At 65.5% G+C, this 25469-nt stretch carries 21 protein-coding genes; 10 read left to right on the top strand and 11 right to left on the bottom strand.

Annotated elements, in window-relative coordinates; genetic code table 11:
• The first annotated feature begins 47 nt into the window (after positions 1–47).
• Positions 48–1310 carry an MFS transporter gene (locus ACPEE1_RS16530; RefSeq protein ID WP_182345281.1) on the top strand — a complete coding sequence of 421 codons (1263 nt, stop codon included), beginning with the start codon at positions 48–50 and terminating at the stop codon, positions 1308–1310.
• Here the strand turns inward: ACPEE1_RS16530 and ACPEE1_RS16525 are convergent.
• The 4 genes from ACPEE1_RS16525 to gdhA all read right to left on the bottom strand — a co-directional run bounded on the left by ACPEE1_RS16525 (position 1307) and on the right by gdhA (position 6399).
• On the bottom strand, positions 1307–1849 hold the full coding sequence (locus ACPEE1_RS16525; RefSeq protein ID WP_423933955.1) for a DUF2867 domain-containing protein: 543 nt from the start codon (positions 1847–1849) through the stop codon (positions 1307–1309). The genes ACPEE1_RS16530 and ACPEE1_RS16525 overlap by 4 nt on opposite strands.
• Before the next feature lie 15 nt (positions 1850–1864).
• Positions 1865–2890, bottom strand: a complete 1026-nt coding sequence (gene miaA / locus ACPEE1_RS16520; protein WP_182345282.1) for a tRNA (adenosine(37)-N6)-dimethylallyltransferase MiaA — start codon at positions 2888–2890, stop codon at positions 1865–1867.
• 159 nt (positions 2891–3049) lie between these two features.
• Entirely contained in the window at positions 3050–4921 is a 1872-nt protein-coding gene (locus ACPEE1_RS16515; protein ID WP_182345283.1) for a M48 family metallopeptidase, read from the bottom strand.
• Positions 4922–5052: 131 nt separating this feature from the next.
• The gene (gene gdhA, locus ACPEE1_RS16510) at positions 5053–6399 is read right to left on the bottom strand and encodes an NADP-specific glutamate dehydrogenase (protein ID WP_182345284.1); all 1347 of its coding nucleotides are present in this window, start codon (positions 6397–6399) and stop codon (positions 5053–5055) included.
• Positions 6400–6777: 378 nt separating this feature from the next.
• Between gdhA and ACPEE1_RS16505 the strand changes: the two genes are divergently transcribed.
• The 4 genes from ACPEE1_RS16505 (at position 6778) to ACPEE1_RS16490 (ending at position 11858) form a co-directional block, all read left to right on the top strand.
• Positions 6778–7386: a MarR family winged helix-turn-helix transcriptional regulator gene (locus ACPEE1_RS16505; protein ID WP_182345285.1), complete on the top strand. Its 609-nt coding sequence runs from the start codon at positions 6778–6780 to the stop codon at positions 7384–7386.
• Entirely contained in the window at positions 7383–8927 is a 1545-nt protein-coding gene (locus ACPEE1_RS16500) for an efflux transporter outer membrane subunit (RefSeq protein WP_182345286.1), read from the top strand. The genes ACPEE1_RS16505 and ACPEE1_RS16500 overlap by 4 nt, the downstream gene beginning before the upstream one ends.
• An 80-nt stretch (positions 8928–9007) precedes the next feature.
• Entirely contained in the window at positions 9008–10246 is a 1239-nt protein-coding gene (locus ACPEE1_RS16495; protein WP_116924979.1) for an HlyD family efflux transporter periplasmic adaptor subunit, read from the top strand.
• A 43-nt stretch (positions 10247–10289) separates the two neighbouring features.
• Positions 10290–11858, top strand: a complete 1569-nt coding sequence (locus ACPEE1_RS16490; protein WP_021027661.1) for a DHA2 family efflux MFS transporter permease subunit — start codon at positions 10290–10292, stop codon at positions 11856–11858.
• Positions 11859–11937: 79 nt separating this feature from the next.
• On the opposite strand, the gene mutL is transcribed toward ACPEE1_RS16490, so the two are convergent.
• Positions 11938–14043, bottom strand: coding sequence for a DNA mismatch repair endonuclease MutL (mutL, locus tag ACPEE1_RS16485; RefSeq protein ID WP_116924980.1), 2106 nt, complete (start codon positions 14041–14043; stop codon positions 11938–11940).
• Between the two features lie 192 nt (positions 14044–14235).
• Between mutL and ACPEE1_RS16480 the strand changes: the two genes are divergently transcribed.
• Positions 14236–14880: a VTT domain-containing protein gene (locus tag ACPEE1_RS16480; protein WP_116925236.1), complete on the top strand. Its 645-nt coding sequence runs from the start codon at positions 14236–14238 to the stop codon at positions 14878–14880.
• Between the two features lie 72 nt (positions 14881–14952).
• Here ACPEE1_RS16480 and ACPEE1_RS16475 read toward each other — a convergent pair whose 3' ends face one another.
• Both ACPEE1_RS16475 and tsaE read right to left on the bottom strand, forming a co-directional pair.
• Entirely contained in the window at positions 14953–16461 is a 1509-nt protein-coding gene (locus ACPEE1_RS16475) for an N-acetylmuramoyl-L-alanine amidase (RefSeq protein ID WP_232539658.1), read from the bottom strand.
• Between the two features lie 89 nt (positions 16462–16550).
• On the bottom strand, positions 16551–17042 hold the full coding sequence (gene tsaE / locus ACPEE1_RS16470) for a tRNA (adenosine(37)-N6)-threonylcarbamoyltransferase complex ATPase subunit type 1 TsaE (RefSeq protein ID WP_243419260.1): 492 nt from the start codon (positions 17040–17042) through the stop codon (positions 16551–16553).
• Between the two features lie 84 nt (positions 17043–17126).
• Between tsaE and queG the strand changes: the two genes are divergently transcribed.
• Positions 17127–18200, top strand: a complete 1074-nt coding sequence (gene queG, locus ACPEE1_RS16465; protein ID WP_423936465.1) for a tRNA epoxyqueuosine(34) reductase QueG — start codon at positions 17127–17129, stop codon at positions 18198–18200.
• Between the two features lie 9 nt (positions 18201–18209).
• Here queG and ACPEE1_RS16460 read toward each other — a convergent pair whose 3' ends face one another.
• Positions 18210–18884 (bottom strand): GDSL-type esterase/lipase family protein, encoded by a 675-nt coding sequence (locus ACPEE1_RS16460; protein ID WP_260719165.1) that lies wholly within the window; start codon positions 18882–18884, stop codon positions 18210–18212.
• A gap of 40 nt (positions 18885–18924) precedes the next feature.
• Positions 18925–19854, bottom strand: coding sequence for an AEC family transporter (locus tag ACPEE1_RS16455; RefSeq protein WP_116924984.1), 930 nt, complete (start codon positions 19852–19854; stop codon positions 18925–18927).
• Positions 19855–20077: 223 nt separating this feature from the next.
• Between ACPEE1_RS16455 and ACPEE1_RS16450 the strand changes: the two genes are divergently transcribed.
• The 3 genes from ACPEE1_RS16450 to xerD all read left to right on the top strand — a co-directional run bounded on the left by ACPEE1_RS16450 (position 20078) and on the right by xerD (position 23271).
• On the top strand, positions 20078–21043 hold the full coding sequence (locus ACPEE1_RS16450; RefSeq protein ID WP_116925238.1) for a tripartite tricarboxylate transporter substrate binding protein BugE: 966 nt from the start codon (positions 20078–20080) through the stop codon (positions 21041–21043).
• 217 nt (positions 21044–21260) lie between these two features.
• Positions 21261–22241 carry a tripartite tricarboxylate transporter substrate binding protein BugE gene (locus ACPEE1_RS16445; RefSeq protein WP_027011016.1) on the top strand — a complete coding sequence of 327 codons (981 nt, stop codon included), beginning with the start codon at positions 21261–21263 and terminating at the stop codon, positions 22239–22241.
• 67 nt (positions 22242–22308) lie between these two features.
• Positions 22309–23271: a site-specific tyrosine recombinase XerD gene (gene xerD / locus ACPEE1_RS16440; RefSeq protein WP_423933945.1), complete on the top strand. Its 963-nt coding sequence runs from the start codon at positions 22309–22311 to the stop codon at positions 23269–23271.
• Between the two features lie 18 nt (positions 23272–23289).
• Here xerD and ACPEE1_RS16435 read toward each other — a convergent pair whose 3' ends face one another.
• Positions 23290–24078, bottom strand: a complete 789-nt coding sequence (locus ACPEE1_RS16435; protein ID WP_116925240.1) for an SOS response-associated peptidase — start codon at positions 24076–24078, stop codon at positions 23290–23292.
• A gap of 127 nt (positions 24079–24205) precedes the next feature.
• The gene (gene argE / locus ACPEE1_RS16430) at positions 24206–25357 is read right to left on the bottom strand and encodes an acetylornithine deacetylase (protein WP_116924986.1); all 1152 of its coding nucleotides are present in this window, start codon (positions 25355–25357) and stop codon (positions 24206–24208) included.
• Positions 25358–25469 lie beyond the last annotated feature (112 nt).

Below are 25469 nucleotides of genomic sequence, written 5' to 3'. Positions count from 1 at the left end.
CCTAGAATTCATCTAGTTTTAAATTAAAACTAGATTGTGATGACTCGATGACTTCCTCTTCCTGTGTTGATACCCCGGGCCGGCAGGTCCAGCATCCTGTCGTGCCATCAGGCCTGGTGGGGCTGTTCGCCGTGGCCGCTGGTGCCAGCGTGGCCAATGTGTACTACGCCCAGCCGCTGCTCGATGCGGTGGCGCTGGACCTGGGCATACCGCTGGCTGCGGTCGGTGGCGTGATCACCGCCACGCAGCTGGGATCGGCCCTCGCCTTGCTGCTGCTGGTGCCCTTGGGCGACCGGGTCAACCGGCGCCCCTTGATGGCCTGGCAATTGCTGGCCCTGGTGCTGGCGTTGCTGGCCGTAGCCTGGGCGCCTTCTGCGCCGCTGTTGATGGGGGCGATGCTGGCGGTGGGCTTGCTGGGCACCGCGATGACCCAGGGCCTGATCGCCTACGCCGCCAGTGCAGCGCCGCCCGATGCCCAGGGCCGGGTGGTGGGGGGCGCGCAAAGCGGAGTTTTTATCGGCCTGCTGCTGGCGCGGGTACTGGCCGGGGCCGTGGGCGATGCCTGGGGCTGGCGCAGCGTCTATATGGCATCGGCGGCGCTGATGCTGGCGATGGCGCTGCCACTGTGGTGGTGGTTGCCAGTGCTGGCGCATCGGCCATCCACCCTGGGCTATAGACAACTGGTGGCGTCGATGGGCAGCCTGCTGCGGCGCGACCGGGTCCTGCAGGTGCGCGGGGTGCTGGCCTTGCTGATGTTTGCCGCGTTCAGCATTTTCTGGAGCAGCCTGGTGCTGCCGCTGCGCGCAGCGCCTTTTGGTTTTTCGCACACTGCCATTGGCCTGTTTGGCCTGGTAGGTGCCGCCGGCGCGTTGGCAGCGACGCTAGCAGGGCGCTGGGTGGACAGGGGCCAGGCGCAGCGCGCATCAATGTGGGCCTTGCTGGCCTTGCTGCTGGCCTGGCTGCCCTTGGCCGGTTTGGGCGGGCTGCCCGATCCGCGCTGGGCGATCACAGCCTTGGTGTTGGGCATTGTGCTACTGGATCTGGGGGGCCAGGCCTTGCATGTCAGCAACCAGGGCCTGATCTTTGCGCGCAGCAGCGATGCGCACAGCCGCGTGGTCGCCGTCTACATGCTGTTCTATGCAGTAGGCAGCGGCCTGGGCGCCATCAGCGCCACCAGCGTCTATGCCTATGCGGGGTGGCTCGGCGTGTGTGCGCTGGGTGCGGTGGTCAGCGGCAGCGCGCTGCTGTTTTGGCGGGCGACCTGCGACTGGATGCGTGCGGATCCTGCGAACGCCGCTGCGAACGCTTAGGCCGCTGCAGGTTGTGCCTGGCCCAAGGCGGCCAGCACCGCAGGTGCAATGCGCCGGTGCATCGGCGCCACCGGCAGCATATACAAGTGGCCGAGCAGGTTGTGGACATGCACCACCGTCGTGATGGTGATGGCGACCTGGTCCTGGCGGCCCGCCACAGGCGCGCGGTGGACGCTGAGCACCACGTTCAAATGCTTGTCGCTGTCGCCGATCAGTGCTTCACCTGCGCTGTTCTCTAACACCGTAAAAACGCCCACGCGCTCGCCAGGCTGGTAGGCGCTGGCGGGCCGCTGCGGGTCGATCTGGGAGAGGGTGCCCAGGTTCTTGAGCCCTAGCAGCTGTCCAACCCGGTTGCGGGCCTGCATGCACCACTCAATCCAGCGCGGCGTGCGCGCGACTGCGGCCAGAAAATAGGCCAGCGCCGGCTCGCCGGTCTGCGCGGTGTGGATGCACCAGGCATCCTGAAAATGCGCGCCGGCTAGGCGCTCGGCGATGCGGCTGCCCGCAGGCGGCCGTGTTTCTTGCGGTTGGGTGGGCATGGTGTGGGCCCGCGTTTAGGCGCCAGCAGCGGCGAGCCGGGCGCTGGCGGCGCGCAGCCATTGGTCCAGCGCACCCGGCGCATCGCAGGCAATCGCTTGGCGGGCGGGCATGCTGCGCAGCCAGGTGATCTGGCGCTTGGCCAGCTGGCGCGTGGCGGCAATGCCTTGCTCGCGCATCTCGGCCCACAATGCGGGCGGCACGTCGCGCTCGGTGTGCACGGCAATGCCTCGCTCTGCGCAGCGGTCGAGCATCTCCCACATCTGGCGGTAGCCCACGCAGCGCATCGATGGCAGATTCAGCTGCAGATCGCCGCGCGCGCGCAGCTGCTGCACCTCGGCCAAGAATCCCTGGGCCAGCATCTGGTCGTAGCGCAGCGCAATGCGCGCATGCAGCCAGGCGCGGTCGCTGGGCTCCAAACTGAAGAGCTGAAAACCCGGTGCCAGCTGCAGCAGTGGCGACGGCCGCTTTTGCTGCGCATGGAAGTGCGACAGCGGCTGGCCGCTGATGCGCCAGACCTCCAGCGCGCGCTGCACCCGCTGGCTGTCGCCCGGCGCGAGGCGCTGCGCGGTCACCGGGTCAACCTGCGCCAGCAGCCCATGCATATGGGGCCAGCCATGGAGGGCGGCTTCGGCATCAAGCTGGGCGCGAACTGCCGGGTCGGCGGCGGGCATATCGTCCATGCCATCCATCAGCGCCTTGAAGTACAGCATGGTGCCGCCCACCAGCAAGCTGATGCCGCCCCTCGCATGGATTTGCGCGACCAGCGCCAGCGCATCGCGCACAAACTCGGCCGCGCTGTAGGCGTCCAGCGGGTCGCGGATATCGAGCAGGTGGTGGGCAATGCCGGCCTGCTCCTGCACGCTGGGCTTGGCCGAGCCAATGTCCATGCCCCGGTAGATGAGGGCCGAGTCCACGCTGATGATCTCGACGGGCCGCGCCGCGCCCAGTTGCTGCGCCAGCGCAATGGCAGCGCCGGTCTTGCCGGAGGCGGTGGGGCCTGCCAGGCCCAGGCAGAGAGGAGAGCTTGCAGCGGATGGCACGGTAAAGAAGCGGTGAGCTGGCCACGCAGGGACCCTATGCAGGCATGGGGGCTGGCGCAGACAGCTATCAATACAGGAGTGATGTCTGGCCGCCAGTGTAGGGCCAAAGCGAAGCCAACTGGCTGGGCGGGAGTTTTCGATGCAGGCCTGACGCTGGTTCTACAGAGTGGCGAGGTAAATGGGTTGGCGCGCGTGGCGCCTTGCCTCTTCTTCGCTGGCCGGCTCGCCCGGGCCCACGCACACCACCAGCAGCATGCCGGGCAGGTCGATATCGGCGTACAGCGCGCGGCGCAGCTCGCTGCGTTGCTCTTCATGGAGGCGAGGGGCCTGCACCAGCAGCAGATGGATGCGCAGCTCGGGCATGCTTGATTCTGGTTTGCTGAGCAGCCAGGCTTGGCTGATCGGCTTGAACAGGGCCAGCTCGCCGCGCAGATCGGCCAGCTCGAAGGCGCTCAGATCGTTCACGCGCGTGCCCTGGAACACAGGGGCCTGCTGCAAGCGGTCAAAAAATTCCTGCTGTTGCTGTTCGGCCTCGCGGGCGCGGTCACGCCACAGGCGCATGGCGGCAGCGTCGTAGCTGCTTTGCTTGGCCTGGGCCTCCAGCATGCCCACCATCGCCCGCGTGGCATAGGGACGGTAGCTCGGGGCGGTCTGCCACAGCGCCTCCAGGCATTTTTGCTGCAAGGCGGTATCGCTGGTGGGCAGGCAGGCGGACAGTCCGGCCAGCGCGCCGGGGTGCTGCGCATCACGGGCCAGCACCTGCTCGTAGAGCTGGCGCACGGGGGCCTGGCGGTCGATCTTGCGCTCAATGCGCGCGCGCTCGATCAGCTCTGCATTGCTGGAGTGGGCCGCATTGGCACGCAGCTGCTGGGCATGCTGCTGCCAGCGCGCCATGCGTGCATGGTGCTGCTTCCAGGTGCTGGCGTTGTCCTTGCACCAGCGGGCGTCGAACTGCTGCATCCATTCCGCAGCCTTGGGGCCCAGCAGGCTCACAGCGCCTTTGGTGGACCAGCTGGGCAGGCCAGGGCGCTCGCCACTGATGGCCTCCACGCGGTCGCGCAAGGCGGGATGGGTGTCGTCCACATCGCTGATCCGCGCGAGCGCCTGGCGCAGGGCCTGTTGCGCAAATGCCGGCTCGGGCTTGAGGCGCAGCAGGGCCTGCATGGCACTGAACGGCCCCTGGGGCAGCGGGTGCTGGGCTGCGCTGCGCCAGTGCTGGCCCCAGAAGGCATCGCTCAGCCAGGCGGCCTTGATCTCCAGCTCGGTCAGTGTGGCAGCCGCCACGTCGGCCCCCAGCAGCTGGGCGGCGATGCGGTCGGCCTCGTACTCGTCCTGCCGGGCCATCGCAAAGGTCTTGGCGGCAAAGCGCGGAAAGTACCAGTTCAGGAACGAGCGGGTGGCTGCGGCCATCGGGCCGTCATCTTCGCGCATGCTGTAGTAAAGCTTGAGCCAGGCGCGCCGCGAGCGGTACACCCAGGCACTGAGGCGATTATGGTTCTCGCGTAGATGGCCGTATTCATGGGCCAGCACGGCCATCACCCTGGCCTTGTCGAGCGCCATCAGCAGCGGCAGGCCAATTATCAGGTAGTTGACCGAGACGCCCAGCATGCCAAAGCGGGGCCGCTGCCAGATGGCGGCATTGAAGTCATCTTGCAGGTAGACGGCATCGATGGCCGGGCCCTTGACCTTGCGGCGTATGCGATCGAGCGCCTTGAACAGCTCCGGAGCCTCGGCCTCGGTAATGGCAATGCCTTCGGGCTCGTCGGCCGGGCCCGTCCACAGCGCTTTGAAGCTGGTCCACAGCAGGCCCAGCGCAAACACCAGCGCCAGCACATAGCCGCCGCGAAACTGGCCGCGCACTGCCTGGGCCACGACAAAGCCGAGGACGCCCAGACTGAGCACCAGGCAGCCCACCACCCAGAGGTAGCCCAGCAGCGCAAACCGGATGACACTGCGCCGGTAGGCGGCGCTGTCGTTGGCGCTTTCTATTTCGCTCTCGCGCACCAGATGGATAAAGTCCGCTTGCTCCATGGCCCGCCCCTCATACCTTGTCGTTGTGGTTGTCGTTGTGATGTTCTGGCGCGCAGCAAAAAGCCCCCAGCGCGCTGAACGATGGGGGCATTGTGCAGTGGGTGCTGACCGGGCGCTATGCCCGGGCGTTTTTACAACACGCCTTGGGCCAGCATGGCGTCGGCCACCTTCACAAAGCCGGCGATATTGGCGCCGTCGATATAGCTCATGGTGCCGTCGTCGCGCTGGCCGTACTTGACGCAAGCCGAGTGGATGCCTTCCATGATTTCAAAGAGGCGCTGGTCGACTTCGGCAGCGGGCCAGCTCAGGCGCAGCGCGTTCTGGCTCATCTCCAGGCCGGAGGTGGCGACGCCGCCGGCGTTCGATGCCTTGCCGGGCGCGTAGAGCACGCCGGCCTTTTCAAAGGCCTTGGCCGCTTCGATGGTGCAAGGCATGTTGGCGCCTTCGGCCACGCACAGCACGCCGTTCTTGATCAGGGTCTGGGCGTCGGCCAGTTCCAGCTCGTTCTGGGTGGCGCAGGGCAGGGCCACGTCGGCCTTGATGAACCAGGGGGTTTTGCCTTCGTAGTACTCCACGCCCGGCACTTGCTTGGCGTAGTCGCTCACGCGGCCGTACTGCTTGTTCTTGATGTCCATCAGCTTGACCAGCTTGTCACCGTCAAAACCGGCCGCGTCGTAGATGGTGCCCGAGGAGTCAGAAGCCGAGACCACCTTGGCGCCCAGTGCCATGGCCTTGTCGATGGCGAACTGCGCCACATTGCCCGAGCCCGAAACCGAGACCGTCAGGCCTTCGAAGCTCTTGCCACGGGTCTTGAGCATTTCCTGCGCAAAGTAGACGGTGCCAAAGCCGGTGGCTTCGGGGCGGATCAGCGAGCCGCCAAAGGCCAGGCCCTTGCCGGTGAACACGCAGTCGGCGCGGTTGGCCAGCTTTTTATACATGCCGGCCATGAAGGCCACTTCACGGCCGCCCACGCCGATATCGCCGGCGGGCACGTCAGTGTCCGAGCCCACATGGCGGAACAGTTCGCTGATGAAGGCCTGGCAGAAGCGCATCACTTCGGCATCGCTCTTGCCCTTGGGGTCGAAGTCCGAGCCGCCCTTGCCGCCGCCCATGGGCAGCGTGGTCAGCGCGTTCTTGAATGTCTGCTCAAACGCCAGGAACTTGAGCACCGACAGGTTGACCGAGGGGTGAAAGCGCAGGCCGCCCTTGTAGGGGCCGATGGCCATGCTGTGCTGGATGCGGTAGCCACGGTTGACCTGCACCACGCCCTGGTCGTCCACCCAGCTGACGCGAAAACTCACCACGCGCTCGGGCTCGACCAGGCGTTCGAGCAGGCTGTGCTGGGCGTAGCGGGGGTTCTTCTCGATGAAGGGCCACAGGCTTTCCATGACTTCGGTCACGGCCTGCAAGAACTCGGGCTGGCCGGGGTTGCGCTGTTCGACGTAAGCGAGAAACTGGGCCAGGGATTGGTGTTGCATGGACAAACTTTCAAGGTCTAAAGCCGGCTTGCACTGATTTTGTGCGAGGGCCGAAGTGTGCACAGCGATGGTGCGCCATCGCGCCGAAAACCGACATTATGCCGAATCCGCATGCATTAATGCATAAAACCCACATGGGATGACCCTGAACAATCAGCGGGTCGCACTGGTTTGGTGCTTTTTGAGGGCGCGAGCGGCTTTACGGGCCGGCTGCCATGCCCTGAAATGGGGCTGTGCGGGGGGCTGGCTGTCACCCCGGGCGCTGCAGTGCCACAAATCTGTGTGCCGATTGTGGTCTTTGCCTTTTCAACAATTGCCTAGGCAATGAATGATTGGATAATCATTGCCTTGTAAACCATTTCAGAAAGGGCCTGCGGCATGACCGATTCGCACCAGGAAAAACCCGCGTCTGCTGGCGAGGACCAAGAAGCGCTGGCGGGCGGCTTTCCCGAGATTGAAGCCATCCGGCCGGTGGATTTCCCCTGCTGGCTGATGCGCATCATCTCCACTGTGGTGCGTGCCGAGGTGGACCGCCGCATGGAGCCGCTGGGCCTGACGCAGGCGCAGTGGATTCCTGTGCTGCACCTGGCCAGCGGCAAGGCCCATACGGCGGCCGACTTGGCGCGCCGCACCTTGCAGACCCCGGGCGCGATGACGCGGCTCATCGACCGCCTGGTCGACAAGGGCATCATCGAGCGCGAACGCTCCACCGACGACCGCCGCGTGGTCAGCCTGTGCCTGACCGAGGAGGGGCTGGCTGCTGCAAGGCAGGTGCCCGATATCGTCAAAGGCGTCAACAGCGCCGCGCTCAGCCCCTTGTCACCCGATGAATTGACCCAGTTCCACGGTTACCTGCGCCGCATCTATGAGGCCATGCCCAACACCTTGTCGGTGGACATGTGCCTGCCCCCCGATGGCTGCGCCGGTGACGCCACCGACAACTCCGACAACACAGCACAGCAGCCCGGCAAGGAGAGGGCAGTATGACCAGCAGTTTTTCATTTGTGGGCGCCGACCGCCGGCTGGCCCTGTCAGCCATTGCGCTGGCGGCCAGCACGTTCATCGCCGGATGCGCCGATATGCGCGGCATCGATACCCATGCCCAGATGCGCTCGCCGCAGTCCGTCGGCTTGCTCACTGAGCCTTCAGCGGCAGACCAAGCCGCGACCGTGGCCCCGGTCGATGCGCAGTGGTGGAAGGCGCTGGGCGATGCGCAGCTCAATGCGCTGATCGATACCGCCTTGGCCGACAGCCCCAACCTGCAATCGGCGCAGGCGCGCATCCGCAAGGCCTGGTCGCTGGCGCAGGTCAGTGAGTCAGCAATGGGCCCGCAGGTCAATGGTCAGGCCAGTGCCGCGCGCAACCATGCGCCGGCCAATGGCATGATTCCGCCGCCCCTGGCGGGCAACAACTACAGCACGGCAGAGGCGCGTATCAATGGCAGCTGGTCGCTGGACCTGTTTGGCAAGCACCGCGCTGCGCTCGATGCCGCCGTGGGCTCGGCCCGCGCGGCCCAGGCCGACATGGACGCCGCCCGCGTGCTGCTGACCAGCTCCATGGTGCAGGCCTATGTGCAGCTGTCACGTCTGCAGGCGCAGGAAGAGGTGGCCATGCGCGCCATCGACCAGCGTGCCCACACCTTGCAGCTGGTGCGTGACCGCTATGACGCAGGCCTGGAGACCACGTTGGAAGTGCGCCAAAGCGAGAGCGGCGTGCCGCAAGCCAAGGTGCAGCTGCTGCAAGTGCGTGAGCAAAAGCAGCTGGCACAAAACGCGTTGGCCGCGCTGATGGGCCAGCCCGCACGCGCCCAGGAATTGGTCGCATCGCCTATCACACAACTGAGCCTGCCGCGTTTTCCGTCGCAGCTGTCATCCAACCTGCTGGGGCGCCGTGCCGATATTGTGGCCGCGCGCTGGCGCGTGGAAGCGGCCGAGCAGGGCATTCGCCAGGCCAAGGCCGAGTTCTATCCCGATATCAATCTGACCGCGTTCCTGGGGCTGTCGAGCATTGGCTTTAACAACTTTGCCAAGGGCAGCGCGCGTGAATGGGGCGTGGGCCCGGCGCTGAGCCTGCCGATCTTTGATTCGGGCCGGCTGCGTGCCAACCTGAGCGGCACATCGGCCGACTACGAGCTTGCCGTGCAGGCCTACAACCAGGCGGTGATCACGGCGGTACACGATGTGGCCGACCAGGTCGCCAGCGTGCGCGCCGCGCAGGCCCAACTGCCCGAGCAGCGCCGCGCTGCCGATGCCGCGCAAAGCGCGCTCGATATTGCCAACCAGCGCTATGCCGCAGGGCTTGGCACCTATTTGAATGTGCTGTCGGCCGAGACCAATGTGCTCACCCAGCGCCAGCAGATGGTGGATGTCGAGGCCCGCATTCTGTCGACCAATGCCGCGCTGGCCCAAGCTTTGGGTGGGGGCTACCAGCAGCAGACCCAGAGCAGCAGCAACAGCGACAGCAATGCCGAATTGGACGGCAACTTCCCCACCCAGACCAACGCCCCGATGGACAGCGCCAAGAGCTGACCTGCCCACCTCGCGTGCAACACACATAAGCAAGACCTTGAAGGCGACGCCTCTCGTCACATAACTCGCTACGCAATACCATGTCGAACAACAACACCTCCGCTTCTCCCTCCGCCGCGCCCGCTGCCCCTGAGGCACCGGCAGCCCAGCCGCGCAAAAAATGGCTGCTGCGCCTGACGGGCATCGTCATCGTGCTGGGCGCCGCCTACGGCATCTATGACTGGATGGTCAACAGCCACTTCGAAGAAACCGACAACGCCTATGTGCAGGGCAATCTGGTGCAGATCGCGCCGCAGACCGCCGGCACGGTGCAGTCCATCCTGGCCGATGACACCGACTATGTGAAGGAAGGCCAGCCGCTGGTGCGCCTGGACCCTGCTGATGCCAAGGTGGCCTTCGAGCAGGCCAAGGCCAACCTGGCCCAGGCGGTGCGCCAGGTGCGCACCCTGTATGTGAACAATGGCTCCTACACTGCGCAGATCGCGCAGCGCCAGGCCGAGGTGGCCAAGGCCAAGAACGACCTGGTGCGCGCGCAAAGCGACCTCAAGCGCCGCCAGGCTCTGACGGGCAATGGCGCCGTATCGAAGGAAGAGCTGAGCCATGCGCAAAGCCAGGTCGATGCCGCCCAGGCAGCGGTCAATGCGTCGCAGGCCGCCGTCAACACGGCGCGCGAGCAACTGGCCAGCAACCAGTCGCTGACCGAAGGCATCAGCGTGAACGACCACCCCAACGTGCTGACCGCTGCGGCCAAGGTGCGTGAGGCCTATCTGGCGATGCAGCGCAATGAGCTGGTCTCGCCCGTCTCGGGCGTTGTGGGTAAGCGCTCGGTGCAGGTGGGCCAGCGCGTGGCTCCCGGTACGCCGCTGATGACCGTGGTGCCGATGAACCAGCTCTGGGTGGAGGCCAACTTCAAGGAAAACCAGCTGCGCAACCTGCGCCTGGGCCAGCCCGTCAAGATGACGGCCGATCTCTACGGCAAGAAGGTCGAGTACAGCGGCACGGTTGAAGGCCTGGGGGTGGGCACCGGCTCGGCCTTCTCGCTGCTGCCCGCGCAAAACGCGACGGGCAACTGGATCAAGGTCGTGCAGCGCGTGCCGGTGCGCATTGCGCTCGATGCCAAGCAGGTGCAGGAGCACCCGCTGCGCGTGGGCCTGTCGATGCTGGTCGATGTGGACATCCAGAACCAGGACGGCAAGCTGCTGGCCGATGTGCCGCGCAAGGAGCCCCTGGTGCAGACCAATGTCTATGAGGTGCAGGACGAAGGCGCCGATGCGGTGATTGCGCAGGTCATCGCCAGCAACGCCGGCAAGAAGCTGTAATTTTTGACCAGGGGCCGCCCAGAGGGTGGCCCAAGGATGCGTTATGGCAACTTCCAATCCCTCGCTACCCCACCCGCCGCTCGAAGGCTCGGCGCGCCTCATCGGCACCCTGGCGCTCTCAGCTGCGGTGTTCATGAATGTGCTGGACACGTCGATCGCGAACGTGTCGCTGCCGGCCATTGCCGGTGACCTGGGCGTCAGCGCCAACCAGGGCACCTGGGTGATCACCAGCTTTGCTGTGGCCAATGCGATCTCGGTGCCGCTGACCGGCTGGCTGTCGATGCGCTTTGGCCAGGTGCGCTTGTTCATGCTCAGCGTGACCTTGTTCGTGATCTCGTCCTGGCTCTGCGGCCTGGCCCCAAACATGACGACCTTGATCGCGTTCCGCATCTTGCAGGGCTTTGTCGCCGGGCCGATGATTCCGCTGTCGCAGTCGCTGCTGCTGGCCAGTTACCCGCGCGCGATGGCGGGCACGGCCATGGCCTTCTGGTCGATGACGACCCTCATCGCGCCGGTGATGGGGCCGCTGCTGGGCGGCTGGATCACCGACAACATGTCCTGGCCCTGGATCTTCTACATCAATGTGCCGGTCGGCATGCTGTCCGTGGGCGCCACCTGGGCGATCTTCCGCAACCGGGATTCGGTCCGCAAGGCCTTGCCGATCGATGCGATCGGTCTGGGGCTGCTGGTGGTCTGGGTCTCGGCGATGCAGATCATGCTCGATATCGGCAAGGAGCACGACTGGTTCCAGTCGCCGATGGTGGTCGCCTGTGCGGTGATTGCGGTCGTTGGCCTCTTGTACTTCCTGATCTGGGAGCTGGGCGACAAGCACCCGGTGGTGGACCTGCGCCTGTTCAAGAACCGCAATTTCTGGGCGGGCACCCTGGCCATCTCGGTGGGCTATGGCCTGTTCTTCGGCAATGTGGTGCTGCTGCCTTTGTGGCTGCAGCAGTTCATGGGCTACACCGCCACCGATGCGGGCCTGGTGCTGGCGCCGGTGGGCTTGCTGGCGCTGGTGCTCTCACCGGTGGTGGGCAAGACCATCCACAAGGTCGATCCCCGGCGCTATGCGACGGCCTCGTTCATCGTCTTCGGTCTGGTGATGTGGATGCGTTCGCGCTTCAACACCCAGGTGGACCTGACGACCATCATGATCCCGACCATCGTGCAGGGTGCGGCCATGGCAGGCTTTTTCATCCCGCTGATGACCATCACCTTGAGCGATATCCCGCCCGAGAAAATGCCCAGTGCATCGGGCCTGTCGAACTTTGTGCGGATCACTGCCGGTGCCGTCGGTACCTCGGTCGCCACCACCCTTTGGGAGCGCCGCGCCACCTTGCACCATGCGCAACTGGTCGAGCACATCAGCCTGGGCGATGGCCCCACCGCGCAAGTGGTGCAAGGCCTGCAGGCCAGCGGGCTTACGCTGCAGCAGGCGCTCGCCCGGGTCGACCAGCTGGTCAACCAGCAGGCCTTTATGCTGGCGGCCAATGATATTTTCTGGGCCTCGTCGATGCTGTTCCTGCTGCTGATCCCGCTGGTCTGGCTGGCCAAGGGCCCCAAGAAGGGCCAGGGCGGCGGCGGATCGGAGGCAGCATCGGCTGCGCACTGATCCAGCACTGCACACGGCTGCATACATGGAAAAAGGAAGCCTCGGCTTCCTTTTTTCGGTCTGGGCGCTGGGGCGCGGTTTAGCGGCCGCGCAAGAACAGCGCGTCCAGCTCCTTCATGCTCAGCTGGCGCCAGGTGGGCCGGCCATGGTTGCACTGGTCCGAGCGCTCGGTGTGCTCCATATCGCGCAGCAGCGCATTCATCTCGTCGATGGTGAGTTGCCGGTTGGCGCGCACGGCGCCGTGGCAGGCCATCGTCCCCAGGATCTCGTTGCGGGCGCGCTGCACGACGGTGCTGGCATCGTGCTGGGCCAGCTCAGCGAGCACGCTGCGCGCCAGCTCTACCGGGTTGCCCTGGGCCAAGGTGGTGGGTGTGGCGCGCACGGCCAGGGTCTTGGGCGAGAAGGGCACGACCTCTAGCCCCAGCTGGGCCAGGGTCTCGCTGTGGTCTTCGGCGGTGGCCACTTCTTCGGGTGTGGCCGAGAAGGTCGCGGGAATCAGCAGCGGCTGGCTGGCAATGGCGCTGTTGGCATCGCCGTCATCGAGCTGGCTTTTAAGGCGCTCGTAGACGATGCGCTCATGGGCGGCATGCATATCGACAATGACCATGCCCTGGGCGTTTTCTGCGAGGATATAGACCCCATGGATTTGCGCCACGGCGCGGCCCAGCGGCCAGGGGTTGTCGGCAGATTCCGGAGGCAGGGTGGGCACCAGCGGCGCGCCGGCGGCCATCGCGCCGGCAGCGGGTTGCGGGTTCCAGCGCGGGCTCGCTTCCTGCACCTGCCAGGGCGTGGCATCGATGCTGGTCGCTGTGTTGCTGGACATGCCTGCCAGCGCTGCATCCGGCGTTGCAGCGCCCCCGCCCTGGCCCCAGAGCGCAGCCGTTTGCTGCAGCGCCTGCAGGCCGTTGACGCGGGGCGGGGCCTCAAAGCGCATCGCAGTCTGTGCCTGGGGGGCTGGCGCATAGGCCTGGCCGGGCAAGGCGGTGGGCTGGCCCGCAGCGGCGGCTGTGGGTGCGGCGGCCGCTGCATCCAGCAACTGCTGGGCACGCGGGGCGGCCAGCGCGTTCTCCACGCCATGCAGCACCGCCTGGTGCACCTCGCGGCTATCGCGAAAGCGCACCTCGATCTTGGTCGGGTGCACATTCACATCGACGCGCATCGGATCGAGGCTGATATAGAGCGCATAGACCGGCTGGCGGTGGCCGTGCAGCACATCTTCATAAGCGGCGCGGGCCGCATGGGTGAGCACCTTGTCGCGCACAAAGCGGCCGTTGACATAGCAGAACTGCTGGTCGGCACGCGAGCGAGCGGCATCGGGCAGACCCGCGCGGCCGCGCACCTGCACATGGCCAGCCTGGTAGTTCACAACAATCGATTGCTCGAGAAAATCGGGGCCCAGCACATCGGCCAGGCGCTTGTCCATCGCGCGCTGCTCCAGCTGCTGCCAGGCAGCGTCGTCGGGCTGGTCTTGATCGTTGCGGGGCGGCAGCGTGGCGCGCCATTGTTCCACCAGCTTGCCCTCATGCCAGATCGCAAAGCCCACGCCCGGGCGGGTGAGCGCATGGCGGCGCACGGCCTCGACGCAATGGGCGAGCTCGGTGGCATCGGTTTTCAGGAACTTGCGCCGCGCAGGCGTGCTGAAAAACAGCTCCTTGACCTCCATCGTCGTGCCGGGGTTGCGGGCGGCGGGGCGCAGCTCGCCACTGCGGGCATCGAGCAGGTAGGCGGACTCTTGTTGGGCGGGGCGCGAGAGCACGCTCATCTCCGACACCGAGGCAATGGCAGCCAGCGCCTCGCCCCGAAAACCCATGGTGGCTACCGATTCGAGGTCATGCAGGTTGCGGATCTTGCTGGTCGCGTGGCGGCGCAGCGCAATGGGCAGCTCTTCGCGCGGAATGCCGCAGCCGTCGTCTTCGACGGTGATCAGCCGCACGCCACCGGCGAGCAGGCGCACGGTGATGCTGGTGGCGCCCGCATCGAGCGCATTGTCGACCAGCTCGCGTACGACGGAAGCGGGGCGCTCGACCACCTCGCCGGCCGCAATCTGGCTGACCAGCTCATCGGGCAGATCCTGGATGGGTCGGCGCGCGGGCGCCGCGCTGCTGCCACTGTCGGCTGCAGGCGTCAGGGCGTCGTTGGGGGCGTCTGCCGGGTCAAGGGTGGCGGGTGCGGTATCAGCGGTCATGCAGGGATTTTAGGCAAAGCCGCCTGGCATTCGGGGTAAAGTGTGCAATCGCCACTTTGGGCTCTGGGGCTGTGCCTCTGAGGGCTGGGAGGGTGGCATCCAGATGGTTTGCCGCAGGGTTTCATGACCGCTGCGGTTTTTGTGTAGAGAGGTTGTGTTTTGGAATTCTTCAGCTGGTTCATCGATGCAGGCATGCATTTGATTGACTTCATCTTGCATGTCGACAAGTACCTGGAAGCTTTTGTAACGACCTACGGCATGTGGGTCTATGCGCTGCTGTTTCTGATCGTCTTTGTCGAGACCGGTGTCGTGGTGATGCCCTTCTTGCCCGGCGATTCGCTGCTGTTCATCGTCGGCGCCATGTGCGGCGCGGGGCTGATGAGTTTTCCGCTGGCCACCGGCTTGCTGTTTGCGGCGGCCTTCCTCGGCGACCAATGCAATTACCAGATCGGCCACCATTTGGGGCCCAAGGTGTTCAAGTGGGAGAACTCGCGCTGGTTCAACCGCAAGGCCTTTGACAAGGCCCATGCGTTCTACGAGCGCTATGGCGGCATCACCATCATCCTGGCGCGCTTCATGCCATTTGTGCGTACCTTTGCGCCCTTTGTCGCGGGCGTTGCCAACATGAACCGTGCCAAGTTCATTGCCTACAACCTGATTGGCGCGGCCATCTGGGTATTTGGCATCTGCGCGGCGGGCTACTTCTTTGGCAACCTGCCCTGGGTCAAGGCCAACCTGGAGAAGATCATCTGGGGCCTGATCCTCGTGCCTGGCCTGCTGGCCATCTTTGGCGCCTGGCGCGCCGGCAGGAACGAGAAGGCCGCTGGCGCCGTCTGAGCAGCGACTGCACGATGAGCAAGGGACCGCCGAGGCGGTCCCTTTTTTGTGGCTGCAAAGGTGGATCGAAGCTTATACCGTGCGGTTGCGCGCCAGCGGCGGGTTCTTCGCAAAATAAGCCTGGATGCCGCGCATGATGGCGTCAGCGAGTTGGTTTTGGTAGGCGGTGGTGCGCAGCTTGGCCTCTTCTTCGGGGTTGCTGATGAAGGCGGTCTCGACCAGCACGCTGGGGATGTCGGGCGCCTTCAACACGGCAAAACCGGCCTGCTCCACGCGGGGCTTGTGCAGGCGGGCGAACTGGCCCAACTGGCCCAGCACATGGGTGCCGAGCTTGAGGCTGTCATTGATCTGCGCGGTGGTGCTCATGTCCAGGAGCGCGCGCTGCACATGGGCATCGCTGCTGCCGACGCCGGCCACGTTCAGGCCACCCACCATGTCGGCCTGGTTCTCCTTGTTGGCCAGCCAGCGCGCGGCCGAGCTGGTCGCGCCGCGCTCGCTCAGCGCAAACACGCTGGCGCCGTTGGCCGATGGCTTGGTGAACGCATCGGCATGGATGCTGATGAACAGGTCGGCCTGCACACGGCGGGCTTTTTCGACCCGGGTGTTGAGCGGCACAAAGAAGTCGGCATCGCGTGTCATGAACGCGCGCATCGGGTTGCCGCCCACGCTGCTGTTGTTGATGCGCTCGCGCAGCATATGGCCGATCTTGAGCACAATGTCTTTTTCGCGGATACCGCTGGGGCCGGTGGCGCCAGGGTCTTCACCGCCATGGCCAGGGTCGAGCGCGACGATGATGAGGCGGTCGGTGCGCGATGCCGGGCGGCCGCGTGCGGGCGGTGGAGGAGGTGGCGGCGGCGGGGGCGGAGGAGGTGCTGCAGCCACGACGGTGGGCGGCGGCGCGACCGGTGCAACCGGGGGTGCCACCGGGCGGTTGCCACTCTTGGCAATCAGCTCGGCCAGCGGGTCAGCGGCTTGGGCGGCGGCTGCTGGCGATGGAGGGGTGGCGGCCACCACGGTGCCCAGTGCAGCGGGCGCGGGCGGGTCGCCGGCAATCGCAGCGGCTACCGACGGCGGCAGGCTGCCGCCGGCTGCAGGCGGGGGTACAGGGGCTGGCGCTGCGGCCACGGCGCTGTGGCTGTTTTCCATCATGCGCTCGGTGATCAGGCTCTCGAGCGGATCGCTGGGCTTGGCCGGGTACAGGTCCAGCACCAGGCGGTGCTGGTAGGGGGCGACCGGCTTCAACGTAAACACCTGGGGCTTGGCTTCCTGCTTAAGGTCGATCACCAGGCGCACGACATTGGGCGAGTTCTGGCCCACGCGGATGCCGGCGATATTGGGGTCGTCCGAGCGGACCTTGGCCACCAGCTCGCGCAGCGCGGGGTTGAGATCGATCCCTTCGATATCGACTGCCAGGCGCGGCGGCTCGGGCACAAAGCGCTGCTCGGTCTTGAGAGGGGTGTCGGACTCGATCGTGACGCGGGTGTAGTCCTTGGAGGGCCAGAGGCGAACTGCAACGATGCTGGCGCCAAAGGCCAGGTGGCTGCTGCCCAGCAGCAGCACCAGGCTGCCGCCGCGCAGCAGATCGCGGCGCGAGAGGCCGTGGTGGCTGGCGGGCGCGCCGTCAGCGGTGGTGAAAGGGGCAGAGGCTGGGAGATATTGCGGGGTGTCGCTCACGCTGAAAACCCTTGGACGATGGCGGCACCTGCCGGGGTGAAGGCCTGCAGATGCACCTGGCGTTCTGATTCGTTGATTGCTTCAATACTGATAGCTACATCGGCAATGGGTGTTACCGCTGCAGCCTTCTGCGGCCATTCTGCCACTTTCAGGCCGGGGCTGGCAAAAATATCCCGGAAGCCGGCGTCTTCCCATTCGCGCGGATCGTCGAAACGGTAGAAGTCAAAGTGCCAGATGGGGAAGTCGCGCCCTTCATGGGGCTCGACCACCGCATAGGTGGGGCTTTTGATGCGGCCCTGCACGCCCAGCGCACGCAGCAGGTGGCGCACCAAGGTGGTTTTGCCCGCGCCCAGATCGCCATGCAAAGTTAGGTAAACATTCGACAGCGCTGCCTGCGCGGCCAGGCGCGCGGCAAAGGCTTCCGTATCGCGCTCGTCTTTCCAGACCAGGTGGAGCGCGGGGTAGGAGGGGCTGGCAGTAGCGTTCAAAATGTCGTTCCCGGGCCGCGCGGGCCCTCAGGTTTTTTACAATGGCAGCACATGGACGCCGCTGATCCCACTTTCATTCAACAGATCAACGACTGGGCGCTGGAGCTGGGATTTTCCCAAATCGGCGTGGCAGGCGTGGATTTGTCGACGGCGGAAACTGGATTGATGCAGTGGCTGGAAAAAGGTTTCCATGGCGAGATGCATTACATGCAGGCCCATGGCCTCAAGCGCGCCCGGCCGGCCGAGCTGGTGCCCGGCACGCTCAGCGTGATTACAGCACGCATGGATTATCTGCCGCAAAACACCCCTGCCGACTGGCAGCGGCTGGAGTGGGAGCGCCATGCCAGGCCTGGCGAGGGGCTGGTGAGCGTCTACGCCCGGGGCCGTGACTACCACAAGGTGCTGCGCAACCGGCTGCAAAAGCTGGCCGAGCGCATCGATGCAGCGCTTGGCGAACACAACCTGGCGCACCGCGCGTTCACCGATTCGGCCCCCGTGCTGGAGGCCGAACTGGCCAGCCGCAGCGGCCAGGGCTGGCGCGGCAAGCACACGCTGGTGCTGAGCCGCGATGCCGGCTCGATGTTTTTTCTCGGTGAGATCTTTGTCAATATCGCCTTGCCGGCGACTGCGCCGGTGACTGCGCATTGCGGCCAGTGCACGGCCTGCATCGATGTCTGCCCGACGGCGGCGATCGTGGCGCCGCAATCGGTCGATGCGCGGCGCTGTATCTCCTACCTGACGATTGAGCTTGATGGCGCCATTCCGGAAGAATTTCGCGCCCCCATGGGCAACCGCATCTACGGCTGCGATGACTGCCAGCTCGCCTGCCCCTGGAACAAGTTTGCCCAGCGTGCGGCGCTGCCCGATTTTGATGCGCGCGGCGCGCTGATGGACCAGCAGCTGCCCCATCTGTTTGCATGGGACGAGGCGACGTTTTTGCGCATCACCGAGGGCAGCCCCATACGCCGCATCGGCCATGCGCGCTGGCTGCGCAATATTGCCGTTGCGCTGGGCAATGCCTGGCGCCAGACGGGCGAGGCGCGCTATGCGCAGGCGCTGCACAGCCGCGCAGACCATGACAGCGCCATGGTGCGCGAGCATGTGGCCTGGGGGCTGGGCCAGCGCACAGCGCCTGATGGCGCTGCGATCGGCGCTTAGAACAGGTTCTCAGGCGCTGAGAAAGCCCGAGGCCTTGAGCTGCGCGACCAGCAGTTCGGTAAAGCGCGCATAGCCCGCCGCATTGGCATGCACCTGGTCGGCGCGCATCGCGTCATTGGCCAGCACCTCGCTCCAGGCGTTGGCGAGCAAGGGCACCTGCTCCTCCTTGGCCAGCGCCTCGTAGATCGGGTGGTCCTGGATGCGGCCGGTCAACGCGGCGCTCATGCTGAACTCGGGCACCGCCACCAGCAACACGGCAATGTGCTGGGCCTTGCATTGCTGCAGCATGCTGGCGATCTGTGCCTGGGCCGCTTGCGCGCTTTGGCGGCGCAGCCAGTCGTTGCCGCCGGCGCAAACAATCACCAGGGCCGGTTGGTGGGTCTCCAACAGCTGCGGCAGGCGCTGCGCAATCTGGCTGCTGGTTTCGCCGGAGATGCCGGCATTGATGACGTTCCAGCCGGTGCGCTCGGCCAGCAACTGCGGGTAGGACTGCGCGGCGCTGGCGCCGACGCCCTGGGTCAGCGAATCGCCCAATGCGAGCACCGTGGCGCCAGCGGGCAGCGCAGCGGCGAGTGGCACCTTTTTGCTGCAGGCGGCCAGCCCGGCTGCGGCCAGGCCCAGAAAGGGGATGAGCGCCAGGCGCTGGAGGCTATGGCGGCGTGCGGAATCAATGGTTTTCTCCATAGCCGCCGAGCTTAACCGATGGCCTTGGCAGGCCGCGTTGTTAAACCGGCCACCAGCCCAGCAGGCTGAGTGCAAACGGCAGACTGGCCACGCCGCAGATGGTGGACAAGGTCACCAGCCCCGCGACATAGGCGCCGTTGTAGCCCATGCGGGCGGCCAGCACATAGCAGGTCGATGCGGTCGGCAAGGCCGAGAAGATCAGCAAAATGGCGGCCTGCTGGGCCGACAGCGCCAGCCAGTGGGCCATGCACAGCGCAATCAGCGGCGTGACAAAGTGGCGGATGGCCAGCACTGCGCCGCTGAGCAATTTGCCGCGCGCCAGCAGTCCCAGCTGCATGCCGGCGCCCGCCGACATCAGGCCCAGCACGATGGAGGCCTGGCCGATGCGGGCGACGGTGGGCTCGACGATGGCGGGCAGGCGCAGCCCCAGCAGGTTGCAGATGAGGGCCGTGAGCGTGGCGACGATCAGCGGGTTGCGCAGCAGCTCGCGCATAAAGCCATTTTGCGAGCCCTTGGCCATCGGGTAGACGGCGGCAATATTGAACATGGGCACGCAGACGCCAATCAGCACCGAGATCAGCTGCAGGCCTTGGGGGCCGGCGAGCCGGTCGGCCAGCGCCAGGCCGATAAAGGAGTTGAAGCGAAACGCGATCTGCGCGCTGGCAGCGGCGTCGCGGCTGTCCACCCGCCGGCCCAGCCAGGGCCAGCGCGGCAGGGTGTAGGTCAGGGCCACCGCGACGAGGCCCGTGGCCACGCCGGCCAGCATCAGGTTGGAGGTGCCGTGCCAGTCGATCGGGCTTCTGATGATCGAATAGAACAGCAAGGTGGGAAAGAGGAAGTAGTACACCAGGCTTTCCACCGGCTGCCAGATGGCCCGGTTCAGCGCCGTGTAGCGGCAGACCAGGTAGCCGATCAGGATCAGCGAGAAATCAGGGAAAAGCAGTTGGGCGTAGTTCACCGGCGCAAGCATAGCGGAAGGGCGCTGGCCCCTGCCCGTGCCCTGTCGCCACCGTGTGGGTGCAAGCCCTGCCAAAGCAGTTGCCAATTGCGCTATCCGCCTCCCCGATGCGGGAAAACACGGGCCATCCGCGGCGCGCTTTGGGGCAGAACCGCCAGGCAACACCGCTAGCATGGGAGCTACGTCCAAGCTGGCCCCAGCCAGCGCCCCAGATCCCGAGGAGACCTCCACCATGATGAAACGCCGACTGTGCCTGGCCATGGCACTGGCGCTGGGCAGCAGCGCTGCCCTGGCCGCTGATCCCTATCCCAACAAGCCCATCCGCCTGATCGTGCCGTTTGCCGCAGGCGGCACCACCGACATCGTGGCGCGCGTGATCTCGGAGCCGCTGTCCAAGGCCCTCGGCCAGCCGGTGGTGGTGGACAACAAGAGCGGTGGCGGCGGCACCGTGGGCGCGGCCGAAGCCGCGCGTGCCCAGCCCGATGGCTACACCCTGAGCATCGCGACGGTGTCGACCACGGCCACCAACCCGGCCGTCAACCCCAAGATGCCCTACAACGTGCAGCGCGATTTCACACCCATCATCAATGTGGCGGCGACGCCCAATGTGATTGCGGTGCACCCGAGCTTTCCGGCCACCAACTACCAGGAGTTCATTGCCGAGCTCAAGAAGAACCCCGGCAAGTACTCGTATGCAACGCCCGGCACCGGCAGCATTGCCCATTTGCTGATGGAAATGCTCAAGTCCGAAACCGGCGTGAACGTGGTGCACATTCCCTACCGGGGCGGCGGCCCGGCGCTGAACGACACGGTCGCCGGCCAGGTCAACATGATTTTTGACAACCTGCCCTCGGCCTACCCCTTTATCCGCGACAAGCGCCTGCGCGCCATCGTGGTCGCCGCGCCCAAGCGCGTGGCCGGGCTGGAGTCCATCCCCACGTTCACCGAAGTGGGCGTTCCCGTGGTCAACCGCAGTGCCTATTACGGCATCGTCGGCCCCAAGAACCTGCCCAAGGAGATAGTTGACAAAATCAACGCGGCCACCAAAAAGGCGCTGGAAGACCCGAACGTGCAAAAGCGCATCGCAGAGACCGGCTCGGACATTCTGGGCACGACGCCTGAGGTGTTTGCCCAGCAGATGAAGGACGAATACGCGGCCTACAAGGCGGTGGTGGACAAGCAGGGCATCCAGCTGGACTGATCCCCGTCCCTCGTCTGTTCTGCCTCAAAGCGCGTGCGCTTTTCTAGGGAAATCCTAGGGAAATCACGCGCTTTTTGTGCGGTTGCAGCACGGTTGCGGACGTATTAATCCGGTATAAACGCGCTGTGCTGAAAAAGCATTACGTGGCCGTGCGCCATGCGGGTCATCCACCGGCACGCGAACGACGGCCACACCATTTCAAATGAGGAGATTCATCATGCAACGTCGCTCTCTCGTGGGCCTGACCTTGATCGCTGCTGCCGCAGCCACCTTGAGCACTGGCGCTCTGGCCGATACAAAATACCCTAACAAGCCCATTCGCCTGATCGTTCCTTTTGCAGCTGGCGGCACCACCGATATCATTGCGCGCGTGATCGCTGACCCCCTGGGCAAGGAGCTGGGCCAGCCCGTGGTGGTGGACAACAAGGGTGGTGCGGGCGGCACCATCGGTGCGGTGGAGACGGTGCGCGCAGCGGCCGACGGTTACACCCTGGGCATTGCGACCGTCTCTACGGTGGCCACCAACCCGGCGATCAACCCCAAGATTTCCTACGACCCGATCAAGGACTTCACCCCCATCATCAATGTGGCGGCCACGCCCAACATCATTGCGGTGAACCCGAAGTTCCCAGCCAAGGACTACAAGGAGTTCGAGGCCGAGCTCAAGAAGAACCCCAACAAGTACGCCTACTCGTCGTCCGGCACCGGCGGCATTCAGCACATGCTGATGGAGCTGTACAAGAGCCTGACCGGCATCCAGATGACCCACATCGCCTACCGCGGTGCGGGCCCGGCACTCAACGACACGGTGGCCGGCCAGGTCAACATGATCCTGGACAACCTGCCCTCGACCCTGCCTTTTGTGAAGGACAACCGTCTGGTGCCTATCGTCGTGGCCGCGCCCGAGCGCCTGGCGGTGCTGCCCAATGTGCCGACCTTCAAGGAAGTGGGCCTGGAGCCGGTGAACCGCATGGCTTTCTACGGCATCCTCGCGCCCAAGGGCGTGTCCAAGGATGTGGTGGACCGCATCAATGCCGCCACCAAGAAGGTGCTGGCCGACCCTGCGGTGAAGAAGCGCATCGAAGACACCGGCTCGCTGGTGGTGGGCAACACGCCCGAGCAGTTCGCCGAGCAGATCAAGGCCGAGTTCGACGTCTACAAGGACGTGGTCAAGAAGCAGGACCTGAAGCTGGACTGATCCCGACTCATAAAGTCCCAAGCCGCCCGCGCAAGCCGGCGGCTTTTTTCATGCCATGATGCCGGGCATGGCAAGCGCTCCACGATCTGCAAAACCCCCGATAGCCCCTTCAGCCCCTGCCGCCGACCCGGCCCGCACTGCTGCGGCGCACCCGGTGATTGACCGCTTTATCGATGCGGTGTGGCTCGAAGACGGCCTGGCGCGCAACACCTTGGCGGCCTACCGGCGCGACCTGGCGCTGTACGGCCAGTGGCTCGCCCAGGAGCACCCCGGCCAGCCGCTTGAGCGCAGCGATGAGGCCCAGCTGCAGGCCTTTTTTGCCACGCGCATGGGCGACAAGGCCAGCACGGCCAACCGGCGCCTCACAGTGCTGCGGCGCTTTTTCCACTGGGCGCTGCGCGAGTCGCTGATCAGCGCCGATCCCACGTTGCGCATGCTGGCAGCGCGCCAGCCGCTGCGCGTGCCCAAGACGATGACCTCGGCCATGGTGGAGGCCCTGCTCGAAGCGCCCGACGCCGGCAACCCGCTTGGCCTGCGCGACCGCGCGATGCTGGAGCTGATGTATGCCAGCGGCCTGCGCGTGTCGGAGCTGGTAGAGCTGCAAAGCGTGCAGCTCAGCCTGGCCGACGGCATCGTGCGCGTGGTGGGCAAAGGCAGCAAGGAGCGGCTGGTGCCCTTTGGCCAGGTGGCCCAGCAGTGGCTGGAGCAGTACCTGGCCGAGAGCCGGCCCGCCATTCTGGCGGGGCGGCAAAGCGCGGACCTGTTTGTCACCCAGCGCGGCAGCGGCATGACGCGGGTTGCGTTCTGGATGATCGTCAAAAAATATGCGCAGCGCGCTGGCATCACTGCGCCGCTGTCCCCGCATACCTTGCGCCATGCCTTTGCCACGCACCTGCTCAACCATGGCGCCGATCTGCGCGTGGTGCAGCTGCTGCTGGGCCATGCCGATATCTCCACCACCACCATCTACACCCATGTGGCGCGCGAGCGCCTCAAGGTGCTGCACAGCCAGCACCATCCGCGTGGCTAGCGCGGCGGGCAGCGGCAATCAGATGCCCAGCGGATTCTTGCGGCCCTTCTCCACCGGGTTGGCCAGCAGCTTTTGCGCGGGGTAGGCGCGCAGAAATTCCTTGGCCTTGTAGGCCGATGAACGCAGCCAGGCGTCATAGGCGCCTTCGTTGAGGATGGCGGGCATGGTCTTGTCGTTGCCGGGCTGCTGGTAGCGGTTCATCAGCGCATGGGCATTGGCGTTGACGGTAATGATCGCGTAGCTGAGCAGCTCGGTGCCGTTGTCGTCGGTCCAGCGGGACCAGATGCCGGCGACACCCATCGGCAGGCCGTCAACGCGGGCAATGCGCGTGGGCTTGGCCTTGCCGGTGCGGTAGTCGTCGGTGACAAAGGCCATCATCGGCACGATGCAGCGCTGGTTGTTCAGCCAGGCATCGCGAAAGGCGGTGCTGGTGGAGGCGTTGTCGGATTTGACATTCACCAGCTTGGTGGCGCGCAGCTGGCCATCGGAGGCCGATTTGACCCAGTGCGGCACCAGGCCCCATTGCGCGGGCACCAGCAGGCGGGGTGTGACCAGCGGCGCAGCAGCGGGCGCGGGCTCGGCATCGGCGGGGGCGCCGCTCGCTGCCGCTTCTGCAGCAGCCTGCTCGGCCAGGGCCGCCTTGCGCGCGGCGTTCTCGGCATCGGTGGCGCCTGTCAGGCTGGTGGTGATAAAGAAGCCGGGCCGGCGCGGCGTCATCTTGCGCTCGCCCATCTCTGCAGGGGGCTCTACCTGGAAGGCGCTGAGGTACAGCTCGGGGGCTTTGAGGGCTTCGTATTGGGTGCTCATGGGCGCAATGGTACGTGAAGGCTGCAGCAGCATTCGCTGGCGCCGGTTTCTGGCAGAAGATAAAAAGCCCACCCTGGGGCAGGGTGGGCTCGGTGGCAAGCCTTGCAGCCGCAGTGCGTATTTTAAATCAGAGCGACTGGCCCAGCTTGCGCAGGAAGCGCTCGCAGGCCTCGAGCTGGCTGATCTCGACAAACTCGTTGGGCTTGTGCGCCTGCTCGATATTGCCGGGGCCGCAGACGACGGTGGGGATGCCCAGGTTCTGGAACAGGCCTGCCTCGGTGCCATAGGCCACCTTGCGCGTGGCCTGGTCGGCGGTCAGCGCACGCACCAGCGCGGTGATGGCCGCTTGCTCGCTCGCTTCCAGCGCGGGGGCGGCGGGGCCGGTTTCGATGTCGATGCGGGCATCGGCAAACTCGCGGCGCATGCGCGGCAGCAGCTCGCCGGTCACATAGCTTTGCACCTTGGCCTGGATGCTCTCGGCCGTCATGCCCGGCAGGTTGCGGAACTCGTAGTTGAACTCGCACAGCTCGGGGATGGTGTTGACGGCGATGCCGCCCGAGATCTGGTTGGTGGTCATGGTCGTGAACGGCACGTCATAGAACTCGTCATAGGGGCCGTTGGCCTTGAACTGGTCGGCCACATCGCGGATATGGCAGATCAGGCGTGCGGCGTACTCGATGGCATTGCAGCCCTTGGGGGTCAGCGACGAATGCGCTGCCTTGCCATGCACCTTGCAGCGGTACAGGTTGATGCCCTTGTGCGCGACCACCACCTGCATGCTGGTGGGCTCGCCCACCACGCAGCCATCGGCCTGCTGACCGCGTGCCTTCAAGGCGCGCAGCATCACCGGGGCGCCTGCACAGCCCACTTCCTCGTCATACGACAGCGCCAGGTGGATGGGCTTTTTGCGCGGCATGGCGAGGAACTCGGGCACCAGCGCGACCGATGCGGCGATAAAGCCCTTCATGTCGGCGCTGCCACGGCCGTAGAGCCGGCCTTCCTTTTCGGTCAGGCTGAAGGGATCGCTGTCCCAGTTCTGGCCGTCGACCGGCACCACATCGGTGTGGCCCGACAGCACGATGCCGCCCTGGGTGCTGCCGTCATCGGCAGGCAGGGTGGCAAACAGGTTGGCCTTGTCGCCTTCGGGTGAGTGGATCAGCTCAGCCTTCAGACCCTGGAGGGCCAGTGCGTCACGCACGGTTTCGATCAGGGCGAGGTTGGAGTTGCGGCTGGTGGTGTCGAATGCGACCAGCTTTTCCAGCCAGGAGCGGGTGTTCATAGCGCTTCACTTGGTGTTACATGCAAGTGACTGAGTGTAGGGTGCTTGGGCCCTGGCGGCAGGGCGCGCTGCCTAAGCTGGGGTTGGGTGTTGGGGTTTTAGATGAGATGGC

Source organism: Comamonas sp. 23 (assembly GCF_049601575.1).
Classification (GTDB): domain Bacteria; phylum Pseudomonadota; class Gammaproteobacteria; order Burkholderiales; family Burkholderiaceae_C; genus Comamonas; species Comamonas squillarum.
Note: the sequence above shows the minus strand (reverse complement) of the source record. Positions and strands in the feature narration are given on the sequence as shown.